This is a genomic window from Pseudoduganella lutea (assembly GCF_004209755.1).
Classification (GTDB): Bacteria; Pseudomonadota; Gammaproteobacteria; order Burkholderiales; family Burkholderiaceae_D; genus Rugamonas; species Rugamonas lutea.
Map to the genome: position 1 here is coordinate 5,760,480 of NZ_CP035913.1, position 24,830 is coordinate 5,785,309.

The following is a 24,830-nucleotide window of genomic DNA, read 5'->3' on the forward strand; positions in this document are numbered from 1 at the left end:
TGCCGTCAATATTCCCGGCGATTCGGCTTGATTTCCTGGAGGATCGTCGTGGAGATTTCCTCGATCGACTTGGTGGTGGAGGACAGCCAGCGGATGCCTTCGCGCTTCATCATGCTTTCCGCTTCATTGACCTCATAGCGGCAGTTCTCGATCGATGCGTACTTGCTGCCGGCACGGCGCTCGTTGCGGATTTCCGTGAGCCGCTCCGGCGTGATCGTCAGGCCGAAGATCTTCGGCTTGTAGGCATACAGCGCCGACGGCAGCTTGCCGCGTTCGAAATCGTCCGGGATCAGCGGATAGTTCGCGGCCTTGATCCCGTATTGCATGGCCAGGTACAGCGATGTCGGCGTCTTGCCCGAGCGGGAAACGCCGACCAGGATCACGTCCGCCTCGGCCAGGTTCTTGTGCGACTGGCCGTCGTCGTGCGCCAGCGAGAAGTTGATCGCCTCGATGCGGTTGCGGTACTCCTCGCTGTCCACGATGTTGTGCGAGCGGCCGATCGTGTGCGTCGATTTCATGCCCAGCTCTTCCTCCAGCGGGGCCACGAAACTCTGGAACAGATCCATGTGCAGGCCGCTGCATTGCCGGATCACCGACGACAGTTCGGCCTGCACGAGCGTGCTGAAAATGATCGGGCGCTGGCCGTCGGCGATGGCCGCCTCGTTGATCTTGCGGGCCGCCGCATGGGCCTTGTCGACCGTGTCGATGAAGGGCAGGCGGATCTGCCGGAAGCGCATCTCGAACTGCGTCAGCACGGAATGGCCGAAGGTTTCTGCGGTGATGCCGGTACCGTCGGAGACGAAAAACACAGTGCGGGCGGAGGTCGGGCGTTGTTCGGATGTCATGGAAATAGCTTTTGATTGTGAACTGTCAATTTTCGCCACAGGCTGTAAAATGGCCGGCAACGGTCAGATTGTGCTGTACGACGCCAAGAATAACAACAACATGTCGGCAGCCGCGCGGCAAGCCTGCAATGAGACCAACAGATTCCCATCATCAGTAAGGTGTCACCATGACAAACTTGTCCAACGCAGCACTGAGTATCCCCGACCAGGCGCTGAACGAAACCACCTATGTGGCCTCGTTCGAGAACCTGCGGATGACCGACGTGGAATCCGTCGGCGGTAAGAACGCTTCGCTCGGCGAAATGATCAGCCAGCTCGCCGGCGCCGGCGTGAGGGTGCCCGGTGGTTTCGCTACCACGGCCCAGGCATTCCGCGACTTCCTCTCCCACAGCATCGACGGCGGCGCGCCGCTGGCCGACCGCATCGCCAGCCGCCTGTCCGACCTGAACGTGGACGACGTGCGTTCGCTGGCGCAGGCCGGCGCCGAGATCCGCCAGTGGATTGTCGACACGCCGTTCCAGCCGCGCCTGGAGCAGGAAATCCGCGCGTTCTACGACAACCTGGTGGCCGGTTCGGAAACCGAAGTGTCGTTCGCCGTGCGTTCCTCCGCCACCGCCGAAGACTTGCCGGACGCGTCGTTCGCGGGCCAGCAGGAGTCGTTCCTGAACGTGGTCGGCATCGACAACGTGCTCGACGCGATGAAGCACGTGTTCGCATCGCTGTACAACGACCGCGCCATTTCCTATCGCGTGCACAAGGGCTTCACGCATGCCGAGGTAGCGCTGTCAGCGGGCGTGCAGCGCATGGTGCGCTCCGATACGGGCGCGGCGGGCGTGATGTTCACGATCGATACCGAATCCGGTTTCAAGGACGTGGTGTTCATCACGTCGAGCTATGGCCTGGGCGAGACCGTGGTGCAGGGCGCCGTAAACCCTGATGAATTCTACGTGCACAAGCCGATGCTGGAACAGGGCAAGTCGCCCGTCATCCGCCGCAATATCGGCTCGAAGCTGATCAAGATGGAGTTCACGAACGAAGCCCGCGCCGGCCGTTCCGTGAAGACCGTTGACGTGCCGATCGAGCTGCGCAACCGCTACTCGCTGACGGACACCGAAGTGGTGGAACTGGCGAAGTATGCCGTGATCATCGAGAACCACTATGGCCGCCCGATGGACATCGAGTGGGGCAAGGACGGCCGCGACGGCAAGTTGTACATCCTGCAGGCGCGCCCGGAAACGGTGAAGTCGCAGCAGAAGTCCACCGATGCGCAGCAGCGCTTCAAGCTGAAGTCGACCGGCACCGTGCTGACGTCCGGCCGCGCGATCGGCCAGAAGATCGGTGCCGGCCCGGTGCGCGTGATCAGCGACCCGTCCGAGATGGAACGCGTGCAGCCCGGCGACGTGCTGGTGGCCGACATGACCGACCCGAACTGGGAGCCGGTGATGAAGCGCGCATCGGCGATCGTGACGAACCGCGGTGGCCGCACCTGCCACGCGGCGATCATCGCCCGCGAACTGGGCGTGCCTGCCGTTGTCGGCTGCGGCGATGCGACCGAGCTGCTGAAGGATGGCACGTTCGTGACCGTGTCCTGCGCCGAAGGCGACGAAGGCAAGATCTACGACGGCCTGCTGGAAACGGAAATCTCGGAAGTCGCGCGCGGCGAGCTGCCCAAGCTGCCGGTCAAGATCATGCTGAACGTGGGTAACCCGCAGCTGGCCTTCGACTTCCAGCAGGTGCCGAATGCCGGCGTGGGCCTGGCACGCCTGGAGTTCATCATCAACAACAACATCGGTGTGCACCCGAAGGCGATCCTGGAATACCCGAACATCGACCCGGACCTGAAGAAGGCCGTGGAATCGGTGGCGCGCGGCCACGCTTCGCCGAAAGCGTTTTACGTGGACAAGCTGGCCGAAGGCGTGGCGACGATCGCCGCCGCGTTCTGGCCCAAGCCCGTCATCGTGCGCCTGTCGGACTTCAAGTCGAACGAGTACAAGAAGCTGATCGGCGGTTCTCGCTACGAGCCGGACGAGGAAAACCCGATGCTGGGCTTCCGCGGCGCTTCGCGCTACATCTCCGAGGATTTCGCCGAGTCGTTCACGATGGAATGCCTGGCCATGAAGCGCGTCCGTGAAGACATGGGCCTGACCAACGTGGAACTGATGGTGCCGTTCGTGCGCACGCTGGGCCAGGCGCAGAAGGTGGTCGAGCTGCTGGCGAAGAACGGCCTGAAGCGCGGCGAGAACGGCCTGCGCCTGATCATGATGTGCGAAGTGCCGTCGAACGCCGTGCTGGCCGACCAGTTCCTCGAACACTTCGACGGCTTCTCGATCGGTTCGAACGACCTCACGCAATTGACGCTTGGCCTGGACCGCGACTCCGGCATGGAACTGCTGGCCGCCGACTTCGACGAACGCGACCCGGCCGTGAAGGCCTTGCTGTCGATGGCCATCTCCGCCTGCAGGAAACAAGGCAAGTACATCGGCATCTGCGGCCAGGGGCCATCCGACCACCCGGACCTGGCCGAGTGGCTGATGGAGCAGGGCATCGAGTCGATGTCGCTGAACCCGGATTCGGTCATCGACACGTGGCAGAAGCTGGCCGCGCTGCAGAAGTAAAGCAGTCAAGGCGTCCGCGGCCTTCCCGAGGTCCGCGGCGCTTGCTGGCCCTGGTGTCGGACACCGGTCTTTCGGTGTCCGACACCGGTTTTCGCCACCGGTTTTCGCCACCATACTCGCTGTAACGTACGCACGAATACCGGTTTCGGACACCATAAACACGGTGTCCGAAACCCGGCGCGCAAGGTCTGCAGACCTACCCAACCGCCCCGAATTGCTCTATCGTTACGTCAACCCTCGCCGCTCTTTCCAGGGCCGCGAGGGTTTTACCTTTGAAGGAGGCAAACGCATGGCGGACTGGATCATGTGGCTCATCGTGGCAGGCGCGCTGGTGGCGCTGGAACTGTTCAGCGGCACCTTCTACCTGCTGATGCTTGCACTCGGCGCGCTGGCCGGCGCGCTCGTGGCGGCGCTGCATGTCGACGTGCCGGGGCAGATGCTCGCGGCCGCGCTGGTTGCCGTGATCGCCACGGTGCTGCTGCGCCGGCGCCGCCGCAACGAGCCGGCCAGGGTCGATGCCGCGCGCGACCCGAACGTGAACCTCGATATCGGCCAGCCCGTGCAGGTGCCCCACTGGAACGGCCACACGGCGCGCGTGATGTACCGCGGCGCGCTGTGGGACGTGGAGCTCGCGCCGGGCGCACCTGCCGAGGCGGGCACGTTCACGATCCGCGAAGTGCGCGGCAGCACGCTGATCGTCGGTACCTGACCCTTCACCCAACAGCAACAGGCAAGCATGGCGGACGCAAAGGAAATCCTGCTGACCTTCATCGCCGACGAGGACGCGGCCATGAAGGAGATCAGGCAGGGCGAGTACTACATCTATCACCACTACGAGATCGTCCGGCTGATCCCCCGCGCGGGCCGCCTGCTGGACGACGACGACCTGGTATCGTTCTATTTTCACCTGCTGCGCCATGGGATCGTGCCGGCCATCCGGCGCCAGGAGGATTACGAACTGCTGCGCGAGGCGTACGAGGCGCTGGCGCCCATGCTCGGCACCGACTCCACGCTGTGCGGCCTGGAACGCGCGGCGGGCCTGCTCCTGTTCGGCCACGACGGCGAGTGGGCGCTGGCCGCGCAGCCGCGGCATTCGCTCGACTTCTACAAGTACTACCGCAAGGTATGGGCGCACGTGAATGCCTATGTGTCGGTGCCCACGATGCTGGACAAGAAGGCCCGCTTCCTGGCCTACACGGAAGATCCGCAGCTGTGCCTGCGCATCATCCATACCCTGCGTGCGCTGCGCTACTGCGTGGACGAACCCGAACCGTTCCTGGCGCTGTGGTTCTGGGGGCTCGTCTACATCGTCGTGCTGGAGCGCCAGGTGGCCGAAGCGGTGCTGGCCGACATGACAGGGCTGTTCGCCGGCACGTCGCAAGGGCGGCAGCGCCTGGAGATCCTGCGGCGCTATCTCGAGGCGGCGGGATCGGGCGACCTGGCCGGCAAGGTGGACGCGCTGCTGGCGGCGGCCAGGGTGGCCTGAATGCACAAGCCGTATTTCACAACCATACTCGGCACGAAGCCGTGATTTAGAAAAGGGATGACATGGAAATGACTTATGGCGGCGTGGCACTGGTGGTGCTGGTCGTGGCGCTGGTCTTTGTTTTCAAGACCATCAACGTGGTGCCGCAGCAGCACGCGTGGGTAGTCGAGCGCCTCGGCAAATACCATGCGACGCTGGCACCCGGCCTGAACATCGTGGTGCCGTTCGTCGACCGCATCGCCTACAAGCACGTGCTGAAGGAGATCCCGCTCGACGTGCCGTCGCAGGTGTGCATCACGAAGGACAACACGCAGCTGCAGGTGGACGGCATCCTGTATTTCCAGGTCACCGATCCGATGCGTGCATCGTATGGCGCGTCGAACTACGTGGCCGCGATCACCCAGCTGGCGCAGACCACGCTGCGTTCCGTGATCGGCCGCATGGAGCTCGACAAGACGTTCGAGGAGCGCGACCACATCAACACGACGGTCGTCAACGCGATCGACGAATCGGCCGCCAACTGGGGCGTGAAGGTGCTGCGCTACGAGATCAAGGACCTTACGCCGCCGGCCGACATCCTGCATGCGATGCAGGCGCAGATCACGGCCGAACGGGGCAAGCGGGCGTTGATCGCCGCCTCCGAAGGCCGCAAGCAGGAGCAGATCAATATCGCCACGGGTGAACGGGAAGCGTCCATCGCCCGCTCCGAAGGGGAAAAGCAGGCCGCCATCAACCGTGCGCAGGGCGAAGCCACGGCCATCGTCGCGATCGCGGAAGCCACGGCGTCGGCGCTGCGCCAGGTCGGCTCGGCGATCGAGCAGCCGGGCGGCGAGGAGGCGGTCAACCTGAAGGTGGCCGAACAGTACGTGGAGGCCTTCCGCGAACTGGCGAAGACCAATAATACGCTGATCGTGCCTGCCAACCTGGGCGATATGAGCAGCCTGATCGCCACGGCGATGCAGGTCGTCAAGACACAGAACACGGCGCGCGTGGTGCGCACGCCGTCATAACGGACTGGGAGCAAGCATGGGTACCTGGGCAGTGGGACCATTCGGCAACGACTTCGCGCTGGACTGGGCGGAAGACCTGCACGAATCGAACGACCTCTATTTCATCGGCGATACGCTGGACAACGTGCTGTCGCCGGACAACGGCGATATCCTGGAAGCGCCCTTTGGCGCGGAAGGCCTGGCCGCCGTGGAAACGCTGCTGCGCCTGGAAGGGCGCGGCGGCGTGGAGGATGACGACTCGGCCGCGATCGATGAGTGGGTCGGCGTCGTCAAGGCCAAGTACAAGCCGCGTACCGACCTGCTGGAGAAGGCCGGCCGCGTGCTCGACCTGGTGCTATCCGAGCGCTCGGAGTTGCGCCAGTTGTGGCAGGATAGCGAGCACTTCGATGCGTGGCTCGCCTCGGTGGAAGAACAGAAGGCGCGGCTGCAGGGCAAATAAGGAATTTCATGACGGGTGTGAAGAAGGCCCTGGCGGCAGCGATGCTGGCCATGGCGGCAGGTTCATCGGTGGCGGCGACGCCGGAACAGGAAACCCTCGATCGCCTGGCGCGCATGCGTGCCATGCCGGCACTGCCGGCAAGCGGGGCCGGCGAGCAGCAGACACAGGAGCAAGCCCGGCAGCGGCGCGAACTCGACGCGACGTGGCGCTGGTTCGGCAACAACAGCACGGCGGCGCTGCCCGTGCTGCGGCGCGAGCTGGCCGCGGAGCTGAAGAAGCCCAGGCCCAACCAGTTGCTGCTGCTCGACGTGGGCTATTTCCTGCGCGCGCGCGGCGAGCCGGCCGACCGCGCCCTGTCGATGGCGGCGCTGCTGGCCATCGATCCGCAAGGCGCCGCGGCCCAAGCGCAGAGCCAGCAGCTGTTCCGCTTCGTGCATGCCAGCGCGGCGGACCGCGATCCGCGCCTGCTCCCGCTGATCGACAAGGTCTTCCTGCGCGGCGACGTCACCGTGCTCGTTCCGCAGCATGGCTATACGGTCGACGCGACCTCCGTCTGCATCTACGTGTACGGGCAATACGGCGCGCTGGCGGAGCGGCACCTGCGCGGCCTGCTGAACGATCCCGCCGTCGTCAACCGCGTGCTGGAAGTGCTGATGTGGGTCGGTTCGCCGGACAGCGTGCCGGCCGTGGCCGCGCTGCTCGACAGCCCCGATGACGCGACGTTCGCGCGCGCCGTCACCTTCATGCTGCGCGCCGGCGGGCCGCAGGGCAGGGATGCGCTGCTGGCATTCGACGCCCGCAAGCTCGAGGGCAAGGCGCGCGACTTCTACCTGCAGACGCGGCCGCAATTGGACGCCATGCGATTCGACGCGCTGGTGCAGCAACTGTCCGACGCGCCGCCGTCCGCCAAGGCGGCCCCACCGCGCCGGCTGGACGAAGGGGCCACGCGCCAGGTGCTGGCCGCGCTCAACGCCGCCTACGGCAGCTACGAAGGCATCCAGCCGATCGAGCTGGCGCTGTCGGCCATGCCATCCGCGCAACTGGTCGACGAACTGCTGCGCCTGCGCGAGCGCAGCCTGCTGCGCATCTCCGGCGAAGCCCTGGCCGACATCGACACCACGAACACGCTGATCAACACGCTGCGTTATCGGGACAATCAGCGGAACAACTGAAAAGTTGCCAAAAATCGGGGACTGTCCCTAGTGCCGTTAAGTTAAGTCTGCCAGAAGTTGCAGATAGCAGCAGAGCAGCAGGGGTCTGTCCCCGCCAGTCGTTGGCACTATCCAAGTCGCTGGCGATGATCAAGGGGACTGACCCCGGTTTTCGCCGGCATTTCGACGGATTTTGCTGGAAAACCGGGGTCAGTCCCCTCGAAGCGCTGACAACTGGGGTAGCTGCAATGACTTACCGGGGACAGACCCCTGAAGCTCAGGCGTTCTTTCGACATCGAATTCCGTTAATCGAACGGGGCGGCAGGGACTGTCCCGGGTTTGTCCGGTGTTGTTTCCCGACCAGCCCAGCCGTGGCGATTCGTCACTTGGCATGGTGCGGGGCGCCCCCACATGCATGCTTTCAAAACCCGATGAAGCCATGAACGAACAGATCGACCAGCTGGCGGAATTCCTCGACCGTCACCGCAACGTGCTCGTGCTGACCGGCGCGGGCATGTCCACCGCATCGGGTATCCCGGGGTATCGCGACGAGGAAGGCGTGCGCCGCGGCAAGCCGCCTGTGCAGGGGCCGGAGTTCCGCGGCAGCGACGCGCTGCGCCGCCGCTACTGGGCGCGCAGCATGGTGGGTTGGCCGACCCTGGCGCGGGCCGAACCCAATGCCGGGCACCGGGCGCTGGCGCGGCTGGAAAGCGCCGGCCACATCGGGCAACTGATCACCCAGAACGTCGACGGCCTGCACCAGCGCGCCGGCAGCGCGCGCATGATCGAACTGCACGGCAATATCCACACGGTGCGCTGCCTGGCCTGCGAGCGGCGCCAGCACCGGGCGGCGCTGCAGCAGCGCCTGCTGCGCGACAATCCGGCGCTGGGCGGCGTGCTGGCCCAGCCGCTGCCGGACGGCGATGCGCAGCTGGAGCCGGAAGCGCTGCATGAATTCATCGTGCCCGACTGCGAGCATTGCAGCGGCGTGCTGCAGCCGGACGTGGTCTTTTTCGGCGATAACATCCCGGCGGAGCGCACGCGCCAGGCCCTGCAATGGATGGACGAGGCTGACGCGCTGCTCGTCGTCGGCTCGTCGTTGATGGTGTTTTCGGGTTTTCGCTTCTGCAAGATCGCGGCGGCCGAGGGCAAGCCGATCGCCGCCGTCAACGCGGGCAAGACGCGCGCGGACGACCTGATCGGCCTGAAGGTGGCGTTGCCGGCGCAGGAGGTGCTGCCGGCGGTGGCGGGGCTGCTGGGCGCTACGTGAGGCCGTGCAGGCCCTACGTCAGGTCGTGCAAGCTCTTCTTCAACGCAGGGCCAACCGTAAAATCGCTGAACCGCACGTCCAGCCCGGCGCGCTGTGGCGTGCAGCACATGGGGCCGACAAGATAATGCCCGGACACCGGAAATGGCGCCAGCCGCAACAGCGGCCACGTGGTCCCGTCGGTCGAGTACTGCACGCGGATCGCGCCATCGTCGACGGTGATGCGCAGCCAGAACCCATCCGGCAGCGGCGGCGCCGGCATCGTTGCCCAGTCGGATTTTTCATCCGTCAGCACGGTGCTCAGCATCGGCTGGCCGTCCGAGAATTCGACGCCTGCCTTCAGCCAGCGATGCGCATCGATGCGCACCATCAGGCCCGCCTGGTCGTACAGCTCGGTGAAATCGGCCCGGATCCTTGCCTGGGCGGTAAAACCGCCGGAGACGGGCTGGCCGAAGAAATGGCCGTTGTCGCGAATGAAGCCGTAGCTCGTGATGCGCCAGAAGTCGGTCTGGTCACTGGTCACGGCATGCAGCGTGCCGCCTTCGATGCGGTGGAAGGGCGGCTCGTTCAGCCAGGTGCAGCGGTCGAACATGGCGTGCTTTCGTGGTCGAAAGCGCCACTATAGCCGGGCCGGCAAGGCCTTGTCAGCGTTGCAGCAGCATCGAGCGCACGATGCCTTCCTTGGCCAGCACATAGTCGTGACCGGCCAGCACGAAGTTGGTCTGCGGTTGCACGACCTTCACGTTGATGAACACCATATCGCTCGTTTCCGCATAGGACCCCACCACCACGGCCTGCGCATTGTGGGTCTGCGCCACGTCGCCGATCTCGCGCGTGAGCATCAGTTCACCCTGGTTGCGCTTCAGGTAGACGGAGGTGCGCAGTTTCATTTCCAGCATCTTGAGGCTGCCCTGCGCCATGCGCGTGGACACCTGCTCGGAGATGAGACGGCCCAGCGTGGACGTCTGGTCCAGCGCATCGATGTTGACGATGGTGGCCATGATCAGCGGCTTGTCCGCCGCCAGCTTGCCGTTGAGCTGGGCCAGCAGCGCATCCGCTGCCTTGTAGTTGGCGTTGACGAACTGGTTCGACGACAGCGTGGCGTAGTTCGCCTCTTCCTTCGCAGGCGCGCCCGCGCAGCCGGCCAGCAACATGGTGGCAAAAGCGGTGGCAATGGCGGTGGCTAGGGTTGCCGACCGGGCCAGGGCGGCGGCGCGCATCAGCGGCCTCCCTGCACTTGGAATACCTTGGTCAATTGCGTGTCCTCCTTGATGCCATACAGCGCCCGGTCGGTATCGGCCACGTAATAGGCCGACGTGCTACGGGCATGGTAGCGGAACTGGTCGCCGACGGACAGCGTGACGATGAGTTCCGTCTTCGGCGTTGGGCCATTGGCGAACTGGCTGTGGAACCAGTGCGAGGCATCGCCTGCGCCGGCCAGCGCGACCGCGCCGACCGTCGGATTGATGTCGGACAGCACCCACGCGCCGTTGGTCAGCGCCGTGAGCGCGCCGGTATAGCGGTACTGCGGGCGGTTCGGCGTGAACGTGACGGCCTGGATGTCCAGCTCCACCTTCCACGCGCCGGCCGGCGTGCGCGACACCACGAAGCCATCCTTGACCAGCGACGTGATGAGCTGGTTCGTCACCGCGCGCTTGAAGGGCGATGCTTCCTTGTCCTCGACGACATGGAACGGGCGCTGCGGATGCTTTTTCATTTCCGCGACGACGCGCTGCTCGAGGTGGTCGGCGATCGCGTTCCAGTGCGACGCGGCCTGCAGCTTTTCCTGGCGCGCGGTCGGGAAATTCGTCGCCAGCGGGGCAGGGGAGTAGGGAACGGCGCAGCCTGCCAGGGCGGCAGCGAGGGCGAAGGGAATGGCGACTTTGGCAATCATGGGGCAACCCGGAGTAATTAGCCGGAAAAGTGTAGCACGCACCCATTGCTCAGTGGAAACGTCGCGCGTGGTGCCGTGGCTCCAGCGCGACGTCGTTTTGACAACGTGTCAGCGCCGGTTCTGCTTCATCGCCGCCTGCACTTCGCGCTTGGCGTCGTGATCCTTCTCGGAGGCGCGCTTGTCGTGCTGCTTCTTGCCCTTGGCCAGGCCGATCTCGCACTTGATGCGGCCGCCCTTGAAATGCAGGTTCAGCGGCACGAGCGTGTAGCCCGAGCGCTCCACTTTACCGATCAGCTTGTCGATTTCCTGGCGGTGCAGCAAGAGCTTGCGGGTACGCACCGCTTGCGGGTGGATGTGGGTGGACGCGGTGGGCAGTGCGCTGATGTGCGCGCCAAACAGGTACAGTTCGTTGTCGCGGATCGTCACGTACGCTTCCTTGATCTGTACGCGGGCATCGCGGATTGCCTTCACTTCCCAGCCCTCGAGCGCGATGCCCGCTTCATAGCGGTCTTCGATAAAATAGTCGTGGAAGGCTTTGCGGTTATCAGCGATGGTCATGTGAATTTCTTATGGAACGTGCCACTTGCGCGGGTCGGTTAAACTACGGTCTTCATTCGCGCCGGGGCGCGATTTGTCCAACATGATATCAAACGGTTAAATAAATGGCGGTAGTGCACAAATCGGTATTCCTTGGATACAGCGCGCAGCAGATGTTCGACCTGGTGGACCGGGTAGAGGATTATCCCAAATTCCTGCCATGGTGTGGCGGCGTGGAAGTGCGGGAACGGGGCGAGAACTCGGTGGTGGCGTCGGTGGGCATCAATTTCCATGGCGTCAAGCAAAGCTTCACCACGTCGAACACGAACACGCCGCCCACGGCCATCAAGATGAACCTGGTGGACGGCCCGTTCAAGACGCTGCACGGCACGTGGACGTTCAAGCCGCTGCGCGAGGATGCCTGCAAGGTGGAACTGGACCTGCAGTACGAATTTTCCAGCCGCCTGCTGGAGCAGGTGATCGGCCCCGTGTTCGGCATGATCGCCAACAGCATGGTCGATTCGTTCTGCAAACGCGCCGAAACCGTTTATGGGTGAAACGATGGCCGAGCGCATCAAGGTGTCGCTGAGTTATGCGCCGGTGCCGCGGTTCGATGCGAATGCCCCGTCGGACGCGATCGCGCAGCCGATCCTGCGCGCACTCGATGTCGAGGCCGGCACGACGATCGGCCAGGCCATCGAACAATCCGGCATCCTGCAGGAGGCGCCGGAAATCAATCTCGTTACGATGCCAGTGGGAATCTACGGCAAGAAGAAAACGCTCGATACCGTGCTGCAGCCGCGCGATCGCATCGAGATCTACCGGCCGCTGATCGCCGATCCAAAGGATGCACGGCGGCGCCGCGCGAAAAAAGCGTCATAGGTCCAGCATGTGCGGCGCGATGCCCAGCGCCCCGGCGATGCGTTCGCGGGTGGTGCGGCGTGGCCGCAAACCCGCTTCCTGCTGCGCGTAGGCCGGCTGGCTGATGCCGATACGCGTGGCCACTTCCAGCTGCGTCAGGCCCAGGTATTCGCGCCACGCGCGCGCCGCCGTCCAGGCGTTTTCAGCGATCATGCCCACCACCTGGTGCGGCACGTCGGTGTCCTTATGGCGCGACTGCGTTTGCATGTAGGTAGCGTAGGGGATGACGACATACACGGGCTCCCCATTGGGCCCGTTGATGATCTGCACATTCGAGAAAGCATTCATGGTTCGCTCGCTGGTCGGTTCAGCGCTGGTCGGTCAGCGCTGGTTCAAGGATAAGGCTTGCGTAGTTTGGCTTATATTCTTGAGGCGACCGCAGCTATGGGGGCGAGGCTTGCGCGTGGTCAAACATCATTGCACAAGGTGTTACTTGCCATCCGCGGGTACTTGTCATGCGCGGCTACTTGCACTGCGCGGCAAGCGTGTCACGGTTGCGCTGTATCTGTTCGGCTTTTTGCGCATCGTCCAGGAATGCCGGTTCGCCATCCTTGCCGGTGGTGGCGATGCGGATGCCCGATTCCAGCACGCGCAGGTTCGTTCGCGCGTTGTCGCACGTGACCGCCGCAGCAGCCTTGGCCTGCGTTTTCACGCCGGCTTCCTGCGCCTGCCGGGCCGCCTCGGCACGCCGTTCCTCGAACCGGGCATTGCGTTCCGCCGTGGAGGGCACGGCTTTCGCCGGCGGCGCAGGCGCGGCGGGTGCCGGCTCAGCCAGTTCCCGGCGCAAGTCGGGCAGTTGGCCGCGCGGCGCCTTCAGGATGCGCGAGGGCGGCACCGATGCCGGCGGCGGCTGGTCCGAGAAATGCCGCCCGCCTTTGGCATCCTTCCATTCCCACTGCGCATGGGCCGCCGCGCAGCAGGTGAGCAGCAGTGCAGCAGAAATCCTATGGCATTGTTTCATGAGCGTTATCCCAGAGTTTATTTCCTTGCGGAATCACCGAGATTTGACCGCGATTACCGTCCGGCTGTCAATCGCAAACCCACTATCTTTTCCATAATGCAAGGACTTAGTGCGCGAACTTCTGTATAATTCACTTTTGCGCCGATAGGAAAACTACCATGCGTCTTCTTCAAAAAGCACTCACGTTCGATGACGTGCTCCTCGTTCCCGCGTACTCGAACGTTCTGCCTGCCAACACGTCGCTTCGCACTAAGCTCACCCGCAATATCTCGCTGAACATCCCGCTGCTGTCGGCCGCGATGGATACCGTCACCGAAGGCCGCCTGGCGATCGCCATGGCGCAGGAAGGCGGCATCGGCATCATCCACAAGAACCTGCGCCCGGCCGACCAGGCCCGCGAGGTGTCGAAGGTGAAGCGTTTCGAAGCGGGCGTGCTGCGCGACCCGATCACGATTCCGCCGGACATGAAGATCCGCGACGTGATCAAGCTGACCGAACAGCATGGCATCAGCGGCTTCCCGGTGGTGGAAGGCGCGCAAGTGGTGGGCATCATCACCAACCGCGACCTGCGGTTCGAAGAAGAGCTGGATGCGGAAGTGCGCGCCAAGATGACGCCCCGCGAAAAGCTGGTGACCGTCAGCGAAACGGCCGACACGGCCGAAGCCAAGCGCCTGATGAACAAGCACCGCCTGGAGCGCGTGATCGTCGTCAACGAAGCGTTCGAGCTGCGCGGCCTGATCACGGTAAAGGATATCCAGAAGTCCACGGAACACCCGAACGCCTCGAAAGACCAGCACGGCAAGCTGCTGGTGGGCGCGGCCGTGGGCGTGGGCGCGAAGGACGAGGAACGCATCGACCTGCTGGTGGCAGCCGGCGTCGACGTGCTGGTGGTGGATACGGCGCACGGCCACTCACAGGGCATCCTGGACCGCGTAAAGTACATCAAGACGAAGTATCCGCACGTGGACGTCATCGGCGGCAACATCGCCACGGCGGCCGCGGCCAAGGCGCTCGTCGAATACGGCGCGGATGCAGTGAAGGTCGGCATCGGCCCCGGCTCCATCTGCACCACCCGTATCGTGGCCGGCGTGGGCGTGCCGCAGATCACCGCGATCTCGAACGTGGCGCAGGCGCTGGAAGGCACGGGCGTGCCTTGCATCGCCGACGGCGGCATCCGCTTCTCCGGCGACATCTCGAAAGCGCTGGCAGCCGGCGCATCGACCGTGATGATGGGCTCCATGTTCGCCGGCACCGAGGAAGCGCCGGGCGAAGTGATCCTGTTCCAGGGCCGTTCGTACAAGTCGTACCGCGGCATGGGCTCGCTGGGCGCGATGGCCGAAGGTTCCGCGGACCGCTACTTCCAGGAAGCCTCCGCCAAGGCCGACAAGTTTGTCCCCGAAGGCATCGAAGGCCGCGTGGCCTACAAGGGCTCGGTACTGGCGATCATCTTCCAGCTCGTGGGCGGCGTGCGCCAGTCGATGGGCTACTGCGGCTGTGCCACGATCGACGAACTGCGCGAGAAAGCGGAATTCGTCGAGATTACGTCCGCCGGCATGCGCGAATCGCACGTGCACGACGTGCAGATCACCAAGGAAGCGCCGAACTACCGTTCGGAATAAGCGTTCCTTCGACGCCGGCCGGTTGAACGACCTGCCGGCGTTTCTCTTTATTGTCCCGGTTTCCAAGCACACAAGCCAACTACATGCACTCCAAGATCCTCATCATCGATTTCGGCTCCCAGGTGACCCAGCTGATCGCACGCCGCGTGCGCGACGCGGGCGTGTTTTCCGAAGTCTACCCGTACGACGTGTCGGAAGAATTCGTCCGCAACTACGGCGCCTCCGGCGTGATCCTCTCCGGCAGCCACAACTCCACGCTGGAAGGCGATTCGCCACGCGCGCCGCAAGCCGTGTTCGAACTGGGCGTGCCGGTGCTGGGCATCTGCTACGGCATGCAGACGATGGCCGCGCAACTGGGCGGTAAGGTCGAAAACGGCCTGGTGCGCGAATTCGGCTACGCCGAAGTGCGCGCCCGCGGCCATACGAGCCTGCTGAACGGCATCAACGACTTCGTCACGCACGAAGGCCACGGCATGCTGAAGGTGTGGATGAGCCACGGCGACAAGGTGCTCGACATGCCGGCCGGCTTCAAGCTGATGGCATCGACGGAAAGCTGCCCGATCGCCGGCATGGCCGACGAGGAGCGCAAGTTCTACGCCGTGCAATGGCACCCGGAAGTGACGCACACCGTGCAGGGCAAGGCCATGCTGGGCCGCTTCGTGCACGAGATCTGCGGCTGCAAGTCCGACTGGAACATGCCCGACTACATCACCGAAGCGGTGGAAAAGATCCGCGCGCAGGTGGGCACCGATGAAGTGATCCTGGGCCTGTCCGGCGGTGTCGATTCCTCGGTGGCCGCCGCGCTGATCCACCGCGCCATCGGCGACCAGCTGACCTGCGTGTTCGTCGACCATGGCCTGCTGCGCCTGAACGAAGGCGAAATGGTGATGGACATGTTCGCCAAGAACCTGGGTGTGAAAGTCATCCGCATCGACGCCGTCGACCAGTTCATGGGTCACCTTGCAGGCGTGACCGACCCGGAGCAGAAGCGCAAAATCATCGGCCGCGAATTCGTCGAAGTGTTCAACGCCGAATCCGCGAAACTGACGAACGCGAAATGGCTGGCGCAGGGCACGATCTACCCGGACGTCATCGAATCGGCCGGCAAAGGCAAGAAAGGCCAGACGATCAAGAGCCACCACAACGTGGGCGGCCTGCCGGAACACATGAAGCTGCAGCTGCTGGAACCGCTGCGCGAACTGTTCAAGGACGAAGTGCGCAAGCTGGGCGTGGCGCTCGGCCTGCCGTACGAAATGGTCTACCGCCACCCGTTCCCGGGCCCGGGCCTGGGCGTGCGCATCCTCGGCGAAGTGAAGAAGGAATACGCCGACCTGCTGCGCCGCGCCGATGCGATCTTCATCGAGGAATTGCGCAACACGCCGTATGAAGCGGTCGTGGTGCCCGGCTTCGACCAGGATGGCGCACCGCGCAACTGGTACGAAGCCACGTCGCAGGCGTTTGCCGTGTTCCTGCCGGTGAAGTCGGTGGGCGTGATGGGCGATGGCCGCACGTATGATTACGTGGTGGCGCTGCGTGCCGTGCAGACGCAGGACTTCATGACGGCGCATTGGGCGCACCTGCCGCATGAGTTGCTGGGGCGGGTGTCGAATCGCATCATCAATGAGGTGCGGGGTCTCAATCGTGTCGTGTATGACATTTCCGGGAAGCCGCCGGCGACCATTGAGTGGGAATGATCAGGCTGCTTGAAAGCTCAAGCATTATCAAGCAGTGCAGTTAAATTAAGCCCCTGATTTCAGGGGCTTTTTTATGCCCAAGTTTGCCAGGACTGGCAAAAACTCGCAGCCCCGAGCAGATCCGTTTGATGGCAATCACGCTGGTATCGGATTTCCGCGGGGCGTGCAGTGCGATCACGCCGTTGCGGTAGCCGGAAATGCTGCGTCGGCAGTGTCGCCGACGCAGCAAAACGCCGGCGACCTGCTAGACGATCATGCAATCAGGGGACTTATTTTCCCGACAAGCGATCCAGGCTAGCAGCGTTCAGCTTATTGACGTCAAATCTCCTGGCGAATCCGTCCAGCATTCCGCTGTCGGTAAATTGCCAGACAAGGTGCTCATGCTGCCTGACGGACTGCGGCGCTTTGTTTTTTATGCTGAGGGCGCGATAGTCTGCAATCCAGTGGGGATGCGCTTTCAACGCCAGGTTTTCCTTGACTCGTGCGTTCCACCACGAGGCCGCAGTATAAATGATGGGTGTCCGGCCGGTTGCGGCCTTCACCTCCGCGGTAAAGTCGGAAACCACTTTAACGATCTGGTCGGGCGTCAGCGTTTCCCATCGGTCGACCTGTTTACCGCCCTGTTTCACGAAATCCCATTCAAGATCGACGACTGGCGCAAGATCCTCGGGCATGAGCCCTCCCGCGGCTTCCAGAACAGCCAGGTATGCTTTTGCCTGATCCTTTCCGGGTTTGTCCGCCGTCAGGAAATGATACGCCCCACGCCGGATATTGGAGCCCGTACTCTTCCAGTTGGCAGCGAATCTGGGGTCTCGAAATCGATCTCCTTGGCTTGCTTTCATATAGGCGAACTTGACTCCGCTTTTTTCCATCGCCTGCCAGTCCACGACACCATTGTGATGGGAAACGTCAATCCCATATATTCCATCATCCGCATCCTTCGGAAAAATGAACATGCGACGGACATTCTTGTCAGCAGATGGTCCGAATTTGAGTACCTCGAAACTTGCGAGATCGGAGCGGGACATATCGTTGCTCAGGTCGATCCACTCAATTTGCGTAGATTCCGGGTTAGATGCAGGTGGTTTCGCACTGATTGGCGCGGCAAACAATGCAAGTACGGTGCAAACGGCTGATAATAAAGCGGATCGCATTTTTATTTCCATTGTGTAATAAAAGTTAAGAATCGGCAGTGTCAGTTGGCGACAACATCAGGCCTCGTAGCTTGGGGTATTTACGCCTAAAGCCTATTCCTGACTTCGAAAGAAGGATAGCATCGGTTGTGGTGAAGCTGATACTTCTTGTGGCATTTTTACCTCCGGGAGTCGTTCATGTTCTTCAGGTCGCTGGGAGTTGCAGTTATCAGGACGGCATTGTTAATTGGGTCAGCACAATGTGGCATGGCAGTGGCACAGCAAAAGGCGGTCGAGATCGCCGAACCGAAGCGTTTTGCACTTGTGATCGGAAATGCCAAGTACGGTCACCGGGCGGGCAACCTAACCCGCTTGGGTTCACCGTGCGCCGACGACGAGAACTCCGAGAGCGATGCCAAGGCGGTAGCAGAGGCATTCGCGGATGCAAAATGGGAAGTCGAGAAACTCTGCAATCTCGAGACGGCTGAGTTGCGAACGAAAATAAACGATTTCAATGATCGTGTCCTCGAAGTGCCCCGCGCCCTTGGTGTCATCTATTTCTCCGGACACGGTGCCCACGTTGCCGGCATGAATTATATTTTTGGCGTGGATGCGGAGTTTAAGCCAGAGGTAGAGTATTCGAAGTACAAGCAGCACCCGCACGCGAGATTGTTCGGCAAAGCTGCTGTCGCGCTGGATGATGCAATGAGCCAGCTAAGGCATTTGTGGGGCAAGGCGGTCGTCGTCGTCGTTGATGCGTGTCGCGACAATCCGATCGTCGATGAATTTCGCACGAAAAAAGTAGTGACTGCGCAGTATCCCGTTGCGGCGACGCAACTCCCAAATGTCGTGTTTGCGTTTGCTACGGCCGCTGGCGAAGTAGCGCCTGACGGGGGACCTGGCAACGTGTCACGCTACGCACGGTTTTTTGCCGAAGAGATCCGGCGCAGCGGTTCTGTGAGCACCAACGTAGAAATCGAGCACCTGTTGAGCGCAACGCGCACAAAAGTAATCAAGGACAGTGCCCACCGACAGATCCCTTCAAAGATCGGGGATCTACAAAGGCCGCCCGTATTCTGCATGAAGGGCTGCCCAAGCCTGATGGAAGAGTGGGAGACCCTTGGCGGGCTGTTCGGACTAACTTCCGTGGCCGATGAATTTATAAAGCCTGCAATGCTGGCGCAAACGGGAGGCGTGGCGCTGCGTCCCGCCCGGAATGGCTATGTCGCGCCGCGAATGCAAACCACCGGGCACAGGAGCGGTAGTCGCACTGGAAATGCGCGCCTGTTCTTCACGTCCCAAGCTACAAATAGAGTCGAACCTCAAGCACCTGATGACGAGTCGGCCGATCCCGGCTTACGGCAATTGAAAGTTGATATTCTCTATTGCAGCGGCGATGCGCTCATTGAAGAACGCAGAGCTAGGGCTTCTCAACTCCAGCAATATCTGGAAGGCTTGACGGGGGAACGCTCGCCTGTGCGTGGGTTCGAGATCGGTGCAACCAGGATACTCCCGCTCCCGCCAAACATAAATCAGCGCGTATATAAAACAAGCGATTCCGCTGTTGTGTACAGCAAGAACAATCCTGCCGCCTTTGCCTGGGCCGATCACATTCGGGTTAAGACAAGGCCTGTTCTCCGGATGGCGCCGCAAGCCGGCTCGTCGTCGGAATTCCTGACAGTGTTGATTTGCGACGGTGTGGACCTGACATCGAAGCAGACGGTCGTCTATTTGCACGTCGGCAATGATGATCATAGAAGGAACGCGCAAGCCTTGCTGGGTGATCTGCAAACGGCCGTACCGGAGGCAAACGTTATTCGTGGTATCGAGATTGTCAAATCGCTTCCGAAAAAATCTGACCTGCGCTATTTTTTCCCGGAACAGAAAGAGTTTGCAGTTCACCTGGCGGGCGCCGCATCAGAGGTTTTCGGCACGGCTGTCACGCCAAGATTAATCCGCGGCTATGAAAACAGGCTGAAGGGCACGGCTGTGATGGAAATCTGGCTGGCGGAAACGCCGAAACGAGCTAGCGAGTGACGAATTTTCACTGCTTGCTGGCGCCATTTGCAGTATTGACGGATAGCGCAGGTTTTGCAGAGTTCGCTTTTGAAGCTGTCGTTACCGAATGGCGCGATTCCGTCAGGCGCCCACATCAGTGCGCCTCGGAGGAATCATGCGTATCCCGTCAGTCCTGCTTGCCGTCATGTTAGGGGCGGGCCCGCCCTTGTCGCTTGCGCAAATCTGTGGGAACGCGAAACAAGGCGAGCGAACCTGGCTCCACAAGGACGCCATTTTATTCAAAAACGCAGTGCTACATGTCGATGCGGACGGAGCACCGAATTCCTACCTGCTCGATGGTAATGGGCTTTCCTACACGTGCGACGGCGTGGTAGCCATTGAAAATGGAAAGAAGGTCACTCCGAAGTCCGACCCGAAGCGCTGGCAGGAAAAATGTCGGGCGGCCTGGAAAAACGCGAAGGCGACGGGCGACTATCGTGGAGTTTCAATATTTGGTTTTGAGACGAACGAGAAAAACGTGCCGTTGGTGCAATCCAAAGATGACCCATTGCCGGGAAAGGCCTACATCAGCACCACCTCATACCCCGTTCCGGGCCAGCCCAAGGGTACCCAGCGCCGTTATGTAGACGCGACAAAGATTCCGTACATCGTGCTTCCACCAAGCTTCAGGGAAACCCATAAGATCAAGCGCGGCACCTTGGCAGTCGTCTATCGCCCGAAGACCGGCCGTCATGCATTCGCCGTGTACGGCGACAGCGGTTCCTTGGGCGAAGCTTCGGTCAAGTTGCATCAGGATCTCGGCAGTGATCCAATGATTGTGCGTGACGGGGTAGCGCGGGCGAAAGCGGGCATCGGCGACGCGAGCCTGATTGCAGTTTTCCCGAACGCGGTTGCTAGCCCTGAAACGAACACTGAGGCTTGGTATGCAAGCATCCAGCAAGAAGGAGCCACTGCGCTTGAATCATTCGGTGGACTGGAAGTGTTGAAAAGCTGTGCCAGATAAGGTCGTCTGCCGGCACGCGTTTATCTGGCGAGCGCTTCTATTTGGGGGCGATAGCATCCGTCTCTGGCGTAATAAAACTGAACCGTACCGGCTGTTGTAGAGGCCGGTTTGCTTGGGTCTGGCCGGCAGCAGATCGTTCGCGATACCATGAACGTAGGGCTCAACGGCGGGGATCACGGTTGCGGTGGGGTTAAATCAAGGTAATGCCCGTTGTTGCCAAGTTAAGGATCGATGACTTGGGCATGGTATCGTGAATGGTACTGGGCCAAAGGAGCCATTAAAATGCAAAGCCAATGCAACGGCTTAGCTCATACACTGATCATCGAGTGGGAATGATGGGATAGCCTGAAAGCTCAGGCATTACTGAATAGTGCAATCCAACTAGCCCCTGTTTCCAGGGGCTTTTTATTACTGGGCGCGAGACGGAACTGGCGGCTTCAAGCTAGCTTGCGTGTGCTGCAGTTTGTGCTAGAGAGATAAGTTTTTCAGGGAATAAGTCCTGAACGTACAATCCAGTTATTCGACTAGCATTTTGGCTTGTACTATGTGGACGCGCGCATCAGCAATCTTCTGCCTTTTTCTCTGCACATCCCTGGTCTTTGCGAAGGATACCGCCTCGGCGGGTTCTGACGCTGCCATACGCAAACGCCTGATCAAGGAATCCATCGCCTCCTATCCCGGTAGCTGCGCTTGTCCCTACAACATGGCCCGAAATGGCAGTTCATGTGGTCGTCGGAGCGCGTGGAGCCGGCAGGGCGGCTATGGGCCATTGTGCTTTGAGCAGGATGTCAGCAAAGAGATGATCGAGGAATGGCGCAAGGCTCATGCGGCGTCGCTGGACTCTGCAAACGAAGGACGGGCCACCCGTGCCGAATTGGGTGACGAGCGGTCGCAGCATTGATTTGACATAGCGTGAACGACCTTCCCGCAGGCTTACAAAGCCCGACACAATCTTTTACTACTCTAGCCGTCGCCAGCTGTCGCCGGCGTTTTCGCTACTGCGAAAGCCCGGCGCAATGACGATGGGCGACCTGGTGCTGCACATGCTTCCACATAAAGGTTTGGTTCGCAACCGGTCGGCAATGATGCGCCACTGTGCGCTGGCCGCTGCCGCTGTTTCTTGCACGAAGATCGTGTCGATCATGGCGAGTACGGCTTGTCGCTGGCCCTTTCCAGCATGGGCCAGGGCATTGCGGATGAAGTGAACGCGGCAGCGCTGCGTCACTCGGCCGACGTATCGTTTGTATCGATAGCTTCCATTTAACCTTTCGATTTTACAAAGGCAGCAGTCCGTAGCGATACTGCAGCGAGATCGGCTGGCAACTGGCCGCTCTCATGACAACGATACGGAGACTCGATTGACATTCACCGGAAAGGCGGCACCCCGTGCCGCAATGAGGGCACGCGCCCTCGTCATCGCTTGGCAACGTGGCATAAGGATTACGGATCGCGGCATTGCCGTTTCAAACGATTACAGGCGCAGCAACCCGCGGGTGACATATTCTGCCGACATTTGCATCGGTGGCCGCAGTGCGCCGGCACTTCGATCCATCGCGCAGCACAACGATAACGCCGATATGCTGCAGCGGCAGGTCGCTCCTGTCGCAAGTGGGGCATAGATGGACATACAACACGGTAGCGGCGGCACCTATCGAACGCTGGTGGACGAGAGCCCTCTGTCCGGCCTGCAGTGGGCGGTCTTCGTGCTCTGTTTCCTGATCATGTTCCTGGACGGACTGGACACGGTGCTGATCGGATTTCTCGCACCCTACATCGGCGCGGAATGGAAGCTGGCCAAAGGCGCGTTGACCCCTGTATTCACGGCAGGTGTCGTGGGGCTGATGATCGCTGGATGCATGGCGGGAATCCTGGCCGACCGGGTGGGCCGGCGCCCATTGTTGCTGGCGGCTGTGGCGGTATTCGGTGTGGCCAACCTGGCAACGGCCTACTGTGCGTCGCTGGAAGCGCTGGTGGTCCTGCGCTTCGTAACGGGTCTGGGGCTCGGCGCGGCGATGCCCTGCGCAGTGACGCTGGTCTCCGAATACGCGCCGGCCCGGCGGCGCGCGTTCGTCATCACTTCGATGTACTGCGGCTACACGCTTGGCGGCGCTGCCGTCGGCTGGCTCACGCCCATCGTCGCTCAGCAGCATGGCTGGCGGGCGATGTTCGTCGTCGGGGCGGTACTGCCACTGGCTTTGCTTCCATGGCTGTTCTGGCGGCTTCCTGAATCGATCGGCTTTCTTGCTGAACGTCGGCGTGACCGCGGCGCGGTCGCGGCCCTGCTGTCGCGCATCGTCGGGCGGCAGGTGGAATTGCCGGCGTTGCCGGAGCAGCAGAAAGTGGAAGGGAATCCTCTGGCAATTATCCTGTCACCTGCCTTCCGAATGAGGACCGGCCTGCTTTGGCTCGCCAATGGCGCAGGGTTGCTGATGACGTTCACGCTGATTAACTGGCTGCCGAGTTTTCTCACCTTCAAGCACGTGCCTGCCCAGACCGCGTCGCTCAGCGGCGCGAGCCTGCAGGCGGGCGGAGCGATCGGCGCACTGCTCATCGGCTGGCTCATGGATCGGTTCGGCAGCAGGAAAGTGGTCGTCGGCACCTACCTCGGCGCGGCAGTGGCGTCGTTGCTGTGGATCGCCGTACTGGATCGTAGCAGTGCTGCGTTATTGCTGATGGGGTTTGTGGCGGGGGTACTGGTCATGGGCGGGCAGACCGGTTTCCAGGTGCTCGCGACATCGGTCTATCCGGTTGCGGCACGTGCCACGGGACTGAGCTGGATGCAGAGCGTCGGCCGCCTCGGGGGCATCCTCGGCATCCAGTTGGCTGGCATGGGCATCGCCAGTGACGTCGACCCCATTTCGCTGCTGCAGGCACTGGCCATTCCAGCGCTGGTTGCCGCCGTTGCCGCCGCTTTTCTGCATGTGACTCCTCGCCATGTACCCGGGAATGCCGCGGTGCTGAAAGGCGGCTGACGCCGCACGCTAACAAAAAACAAAACAACGAGACAGGCAGGAACAAATGAAGTCGAAGTTCTGGATCATGGCTGCGGCCATGGGAATGGGTGTGCCGCTGAGCGTGATGGCACAGTCCGTAACGCTGTATGGCGTGCTCGATACTGGTGTCGAATACGTGAATCACGTGGGCCCGTCCGGCAAGAGCCTGACGCGCGTGCCGACGATCACCGGCACCTTTCCGTCGCGGTGGGGAATCCGCGGAAGCGAAGATCTTGGCAATGGCTTGAAGACGCTGTTTGTACTGGAGTCGGGCATCGGCATGGATACCGGGGCGCTGAACCAGGGCGGGCGGCTGTTCGGTCTGCAGGCATGGGTAGGGCTGGGCGGTACTTGGGGCCAGGTCAGCCTGGGGCGCCAACTGACGATGCTGCTCTGGGCCTTGCAGGATACCGATGTCATGGGGCCGAATATCTACGGTATCGGCGCGTTCGATAATTACCTGCCGAATGCACGTGTCGACAATGCATTGGCATACAAGGGCAGTTTCAGCGGCGTCACCGTGGGAGCGACGTACAGCTTGGGGCGCGATACCGTCAATGCCGGCCCAAGTCCATCCGGCATGAACTGTGGTGGCGAAACGCCATCAAGCAGCCGGACTTGCCGTGCATGGTCGGCGCTGCTGGCATACCAGGCGACGCAATGGGGTGTCAACGCCGCGGTCGATACAACTCGCGGCGGCCCTGGCGCCTTTGGCGGGCTTGTGCGGGCCGACCAGGTGGACCAGCGGATCACGGCCGGCGGCTACGTGCGTCTGCCGAACGCCAAGCTTGCGGTGAATTGGATTCGTCGGAATAACGATGCCATTCCAACGCCCAGGAGCGACGTGCTGGCAGCCGGGCTCTCGTACGACGTGGTACCAGGCTTTAACGTTGCCGGGCAGCTTTCATGGCTGCGCTACCGAGGAAGTGCGAACAAGGCCGCGCTATTGGCGCTGCGCGGTACATACGCATTGAGCAAGCGCACCATGGTGTATGCCACGAGCGGATTCATCGATAACGACGGCCAACTGGCTTTGTCTGTAAGCGGCGGTGCGCCTGGTTCGAATACTGTCGCTGGTGGTACCCAGTTCGGCACGATGGCAGGCATCAGGCACGCGTTCTAACGCTGCACCGTGGAACGTCCGCGCTGTCATCTGGATTCAAACTTCGAATAAACATTATTCGAAAGACAGGAAAATTTGTAGTCCACTTTACGGCTAAAGTTCCCTCATAACCGATTCTTT

General features: G+C 61.8%; 24 protein-coding genes and 1 pseudogene. 16 read left to right on the forward strand and 9 right to left on the reverse strand.

Annotation, left to right across the window (positions count from 1 at the left end):
* Nucleotides 1–5: 5 nt before the first annotated feature.
* Nucleotides 6–845: a posphoenolpyruvate synthetase regulatory kinase/phosphorylase PpsR gene (gene ppsR, locus EWM63_RS24490; protein WP_130188857.1), complete on the reverse strand. Its 840-nt coding sequence runs from the start codon at nt 843–845 to the stop codon at nt 6–8.
* Nucleotides 846–1,012: 167 nt separating this feature from the next.
* Here ppsR and ppsA point away from each other — a divergent pair, with 167 nt between their 5' ends.
* The 7 genes from ppsA to EWM63_RS24525 all read left to right on the forward strand — a co-directional run bounded on the left by ppsA (nt 1,013) and on the right by EWM63_RS24525 (nt 8,816).
* Nucleotides 1,013–3,460 (forward strand): phosphoenolpyruvate synthase, encoded by a 2,448-nt coding sequence (gene ppsA / locus EWM63_RS24495; RefSeq protein WP_130188858.1) that lies wholly within the window; start codon nt 1,013–1,015, stop codon nt 3,458–3,460.
* A 289-nt stretch (nt 3,461–3,749) separates the two neighbouring features.
* Nucleotides 3,750–4,169 carry an NfeD family protein gene (locus EWM63_RS24500; RefSeq protein ID WP_130188859.1) on the forward strand — a complete coding sequence of 140 codons (420 nt, stop codon included), beginning with the start codon at nt 3,750–3,752 and terminating at the stop codon, nt 4,167–4,169.
* Nucleotides 4,170–4,196: 27 nt separating this feature from the next.
* Nucleotides 4,197–4,946: a hypothetical protein gene (locus EWM63_RS24505; protein WP_130188860.1), complete on the forward strand. Its 750-nt coding sequence runs from the start codon at nt 4,197–4,199 to the stop codon at nt 4,944–4,946.
* A 62-nt stretch (nt 4,947–5,008) separates the two neighbouring features.
* Entirely contained in the window at nt 5,009–5,956 is a 948-nt protein-coding gene (locus EWM63_RS24510; RefSeq protein WP_130188861.1) for an SPFH domain-containing protein, read from the forward strand.
* A 16-nt stretch (nt 5,957–5,972) separates the two neighbouring features.
* Nucleotides 5,973–6,395, forward strand: a complete 423-nt coding sequence (locus EWM63_RS24515; protein ID WP_130188862.1) for a DUF4259 domain-containing protein — start codon at nt 5,973–5,975, stop codon at nt 6,393–6,395.
* A gap of 8 nt (nt 6,396–6,403) precedes the next feature.
* A complete protein-coding gene (locus EWM63_RS24520; RefSeq protein ID WP_130188863.1) occupies nt 6,404–7,567 on the forward strand; it encodes a hypothetical protein in 1,164 nt (387 codons plus the stop codon).
* Nucleotides 7,568–7,985: 418 nt separating this feature from the next.
* Nucleotides 7,986–8,816, forward strand: coding sequence for an NAD-dependent protein deacetylase (locus tag EWM63_RS24525; protein WP_229487492.1), 831 nt, complete (start codon nt 7,986–7,988; stop codon nt 8,814–8,816).
* A gap of 13 nt (nt 8,817–8,829) precedes the next feature.
* On the opposite strand, the gene EWM63_RS24530 is transcribed toward EWM63_RS24525, so the two are convergent.
* From EWM63_RS24530 to smpB, 4 genes are all read right to left on the reverse strand, one after another.
* Nucleotides 8,830–9,405 (reverse strand): DUF1349 domain-containing protein, encoded by a 576-nt coding sequence (locus tag EWM63_RS24530; RefSeq protein WP_130188865.1) that lies wholly within the window; start codon nt 9,403–9,405, stop codon nt 8,830–8,832.
* 52 nt (nt 9,406–9,457) lie between these two features.
* Nucleotides 9,458–9,967, reverse strand: coding sequence for a FlgO family outer membrane protein (locus EWM63_RS24535; RefSeq protein WP_207221361.1), 510 nt, complete (start codon nt 9,965–9,967; stop codon nt 9,458–9,460).
* Nucleotides 9,968–10,032: 65 nt separating this feature from the next.
* Complete coding sequence (locus EWM63_RS24540) at nt 10,033–10,707, reverse strand: class III extradiol ring-cleavage dioxygenase family protein (protein ID WP_130188866.1); 675 nt, start codon at nt 10,705–10,707, stop codon at nt 10,033–10,035.
* Nucleotides 10,708–10,815: 108 nt separating this feature from the next.
* The gene (gene smpB / locus EWM63_RS24545; RefSeq protein WP_130188867.1) at nt 10,816–11,265 is read right to left on the reverse strand and encodes an SsrA-binding protein SmpB; all 450 of its coding nucleotides are present in this window, start codon (nt 11,263–11,265) and stop codon (nt 10,816–10,818) included.
* 104 nt (nt 11,266–11,369) lie between these two features.
* Between smpB and EWM63_RS24550 the strand changes: the two genes are divergently transcribed.
* Entirely contained in the window at nt 11,370–11,801 is a 432-nt protein-coding gene (locus EWM63_RS24550) for a type II toxin-antitoxin system RatA family toxin (protein ID WP_130188868.1), read from the forward strand.
* Nucleotides 11,794–12,126, forward strand: coding sequence for an RnfH family protein (locus tag EWM63_RS24555; protein ID WP_229487494.1), 333 nt, complete (start codon nt 11,794–11,796; stop codon nt 12,124–12,126). Before EWM63_RS24550 ends, EWM63_RS24555 begins: the two co-directional genes overlap by 8 nt.
* Here the strand turns inward: EWM63_RS24555 and EWM63_RS24560 are convergent.
* Nucleotides 12,121–12,453, reverse strand: coding sequence for a helix-turn-helix domain-containing protein (locus EWM63_RS24560; RefSeq protein ID WP_130188869.1), 333 nt, complete (start codon nt 12,451–12,453; stop codon nt 12,121–12,123). The genes EWM63_RS24555 and EWM63_RS24560 overlap by 6 nt on opposite strands.
* Before the next feature lie 175 nt (nt 12,454–12,628).
* The gene (locus EWM63_RS24565; RefSeq protein ID WP_130188870.1) at nt 12,629–13,126 is read right to left on the reverse strand and encodes a DUF4124 domain-containing protein; all 498 of its coding nucleotides are present in this window, start codon (nt 13,124–13,126) and stop codon (nt 12,629–12,631) included.
* A gap of 158 nt (nt 13,127–13,284) precedes the next feature.
* Between EWM63_RS24565 and guaB the strand changes: the two genes are divergently transcribed.
* The gene (guaB, locus tag EWM63_RS24570; RefSeq protein ID WP_130188871.1) at nt 13,285–14,745 is read left to right on the forward strand and encodes an IMP dehydrogenase; all 1,461 of its coding nucleotides are present in this window, start codon (nt 13,285–13,287) and stop codon (nt 14,743–14,745) included.
* Nucleotides 14,746–14,828: 83 nt separating this feature from the next.
* Nucleotides 14,829–16,439 carry a glutamine-hydrolyzing GMP synthase gene (gene guaA, locus EWM63_RS24575; RefSeq protein ID WP_130188872.1) on the forward strand — a complete coding sequence of 537 codons (1,611 nt, stop codon included), beginning with the start codon at nt 14,829–14,831 and terminating at the stop codon, nt 16,437–16,439.
* Between the two features lie 269 nt (nt 16,440–16,708).
* Here guaA and EWM63_RS24580 read toward each other — a convergent pair whose 3' ends face one another.
* Entirely contained in the window at nt 16,709–17,593 is an 885-nt protein-coding gene (locus EWM63_RS24580; protein ID WP_165390904.1) for a glycoside hydrolase family 25 protein, read from the reverse strand.
* 177 nt (nt 17,594–17,770) lie between these two features.
* On the opposite strand from EWM63_RS24580, the gene EWM63_RS24585 reads away from it, so the two are divergent.
* From EWM63_RS24585 to EWM63_RS24595, 3 genes are all read left to right on the forward strand, one after another.
* Nucleotides 17,771–19,609, forward strand: coding sequence for a caspase family protein (locus EWM63_RS24585; protein ID WP_130188874.1), 1,839 nt, complete (start codon nt 17,771–17,773; stop codon nt 19,607–19,609).
* 136 nt (nt 19,610–19,745) lie between these two features.
* Entirely contained in the window at nt 19,746–20,594 is an 849-nt protein-coding gene (locus tag EWM63_RS24590) for a glycoside hydrolase family 75 protein (protein ID WP_165390905.1), read from the forward strand.
* A gap of 544 nt (nt 20,595–21,138) precedes the next feature.
* On the forward strand, nt 21,139–21,495 hold the full coding sequence (locus EWM63_RS24595) for a hypothetical protein (RefSeq protein ID WP_207221144.1): 357 nt from the start codon (nt 21,139–21,141) through the stop codon (nt 21,493–21,495).
* A gap of 159 nt (nt 21,496–21,654) precedes the next feature.
* On the opposite strand, the pseudogene EWM63_RS24600 reads toward EWM63_RS24595, so the two are convergent.
* A pseudogene (locus EWM63_RS24600) lies at nt 21,655–21,813 on the reverse strand (transposase); the annotation flags it as partial.
* A 400-nt stretch (nt 21,814–22,213) separates the two neighbouring features.
* Between EWM63_RS24600 and EWM63_RS24605 the strand changes: the two are divergent.
* Both EWM63_RS24605 and EWM63_RS24610 read left to right on the forward strand, forming a co-directional pair.
* Nucleotides 22,214–23,566 (forward strand): MFS transporter, encoded by a 1,353-nt coding sequence (locus EWM63_RS24605; protein WP_130188876.1) that lies wholly within the window; start codon nt 22,214–22,216, stop codon nt 23,564–23,566.
* Nucleotides 23,567–23,612: 46 nt separating this feature from the next.
* Nucleotides 23,613–24,710 (forward strand): porin, encoded by a 1,098-nt coding sequence (locus tag EWM63_RS24610; RefSeq protein WP_130188877.1) that lies wholly within the window; start codon nt 23,613–23,615, stop codon nt 24,708–24,710.
* Nucleotides 24,711–24,830 lie beyond the last annotated feature (120 nt).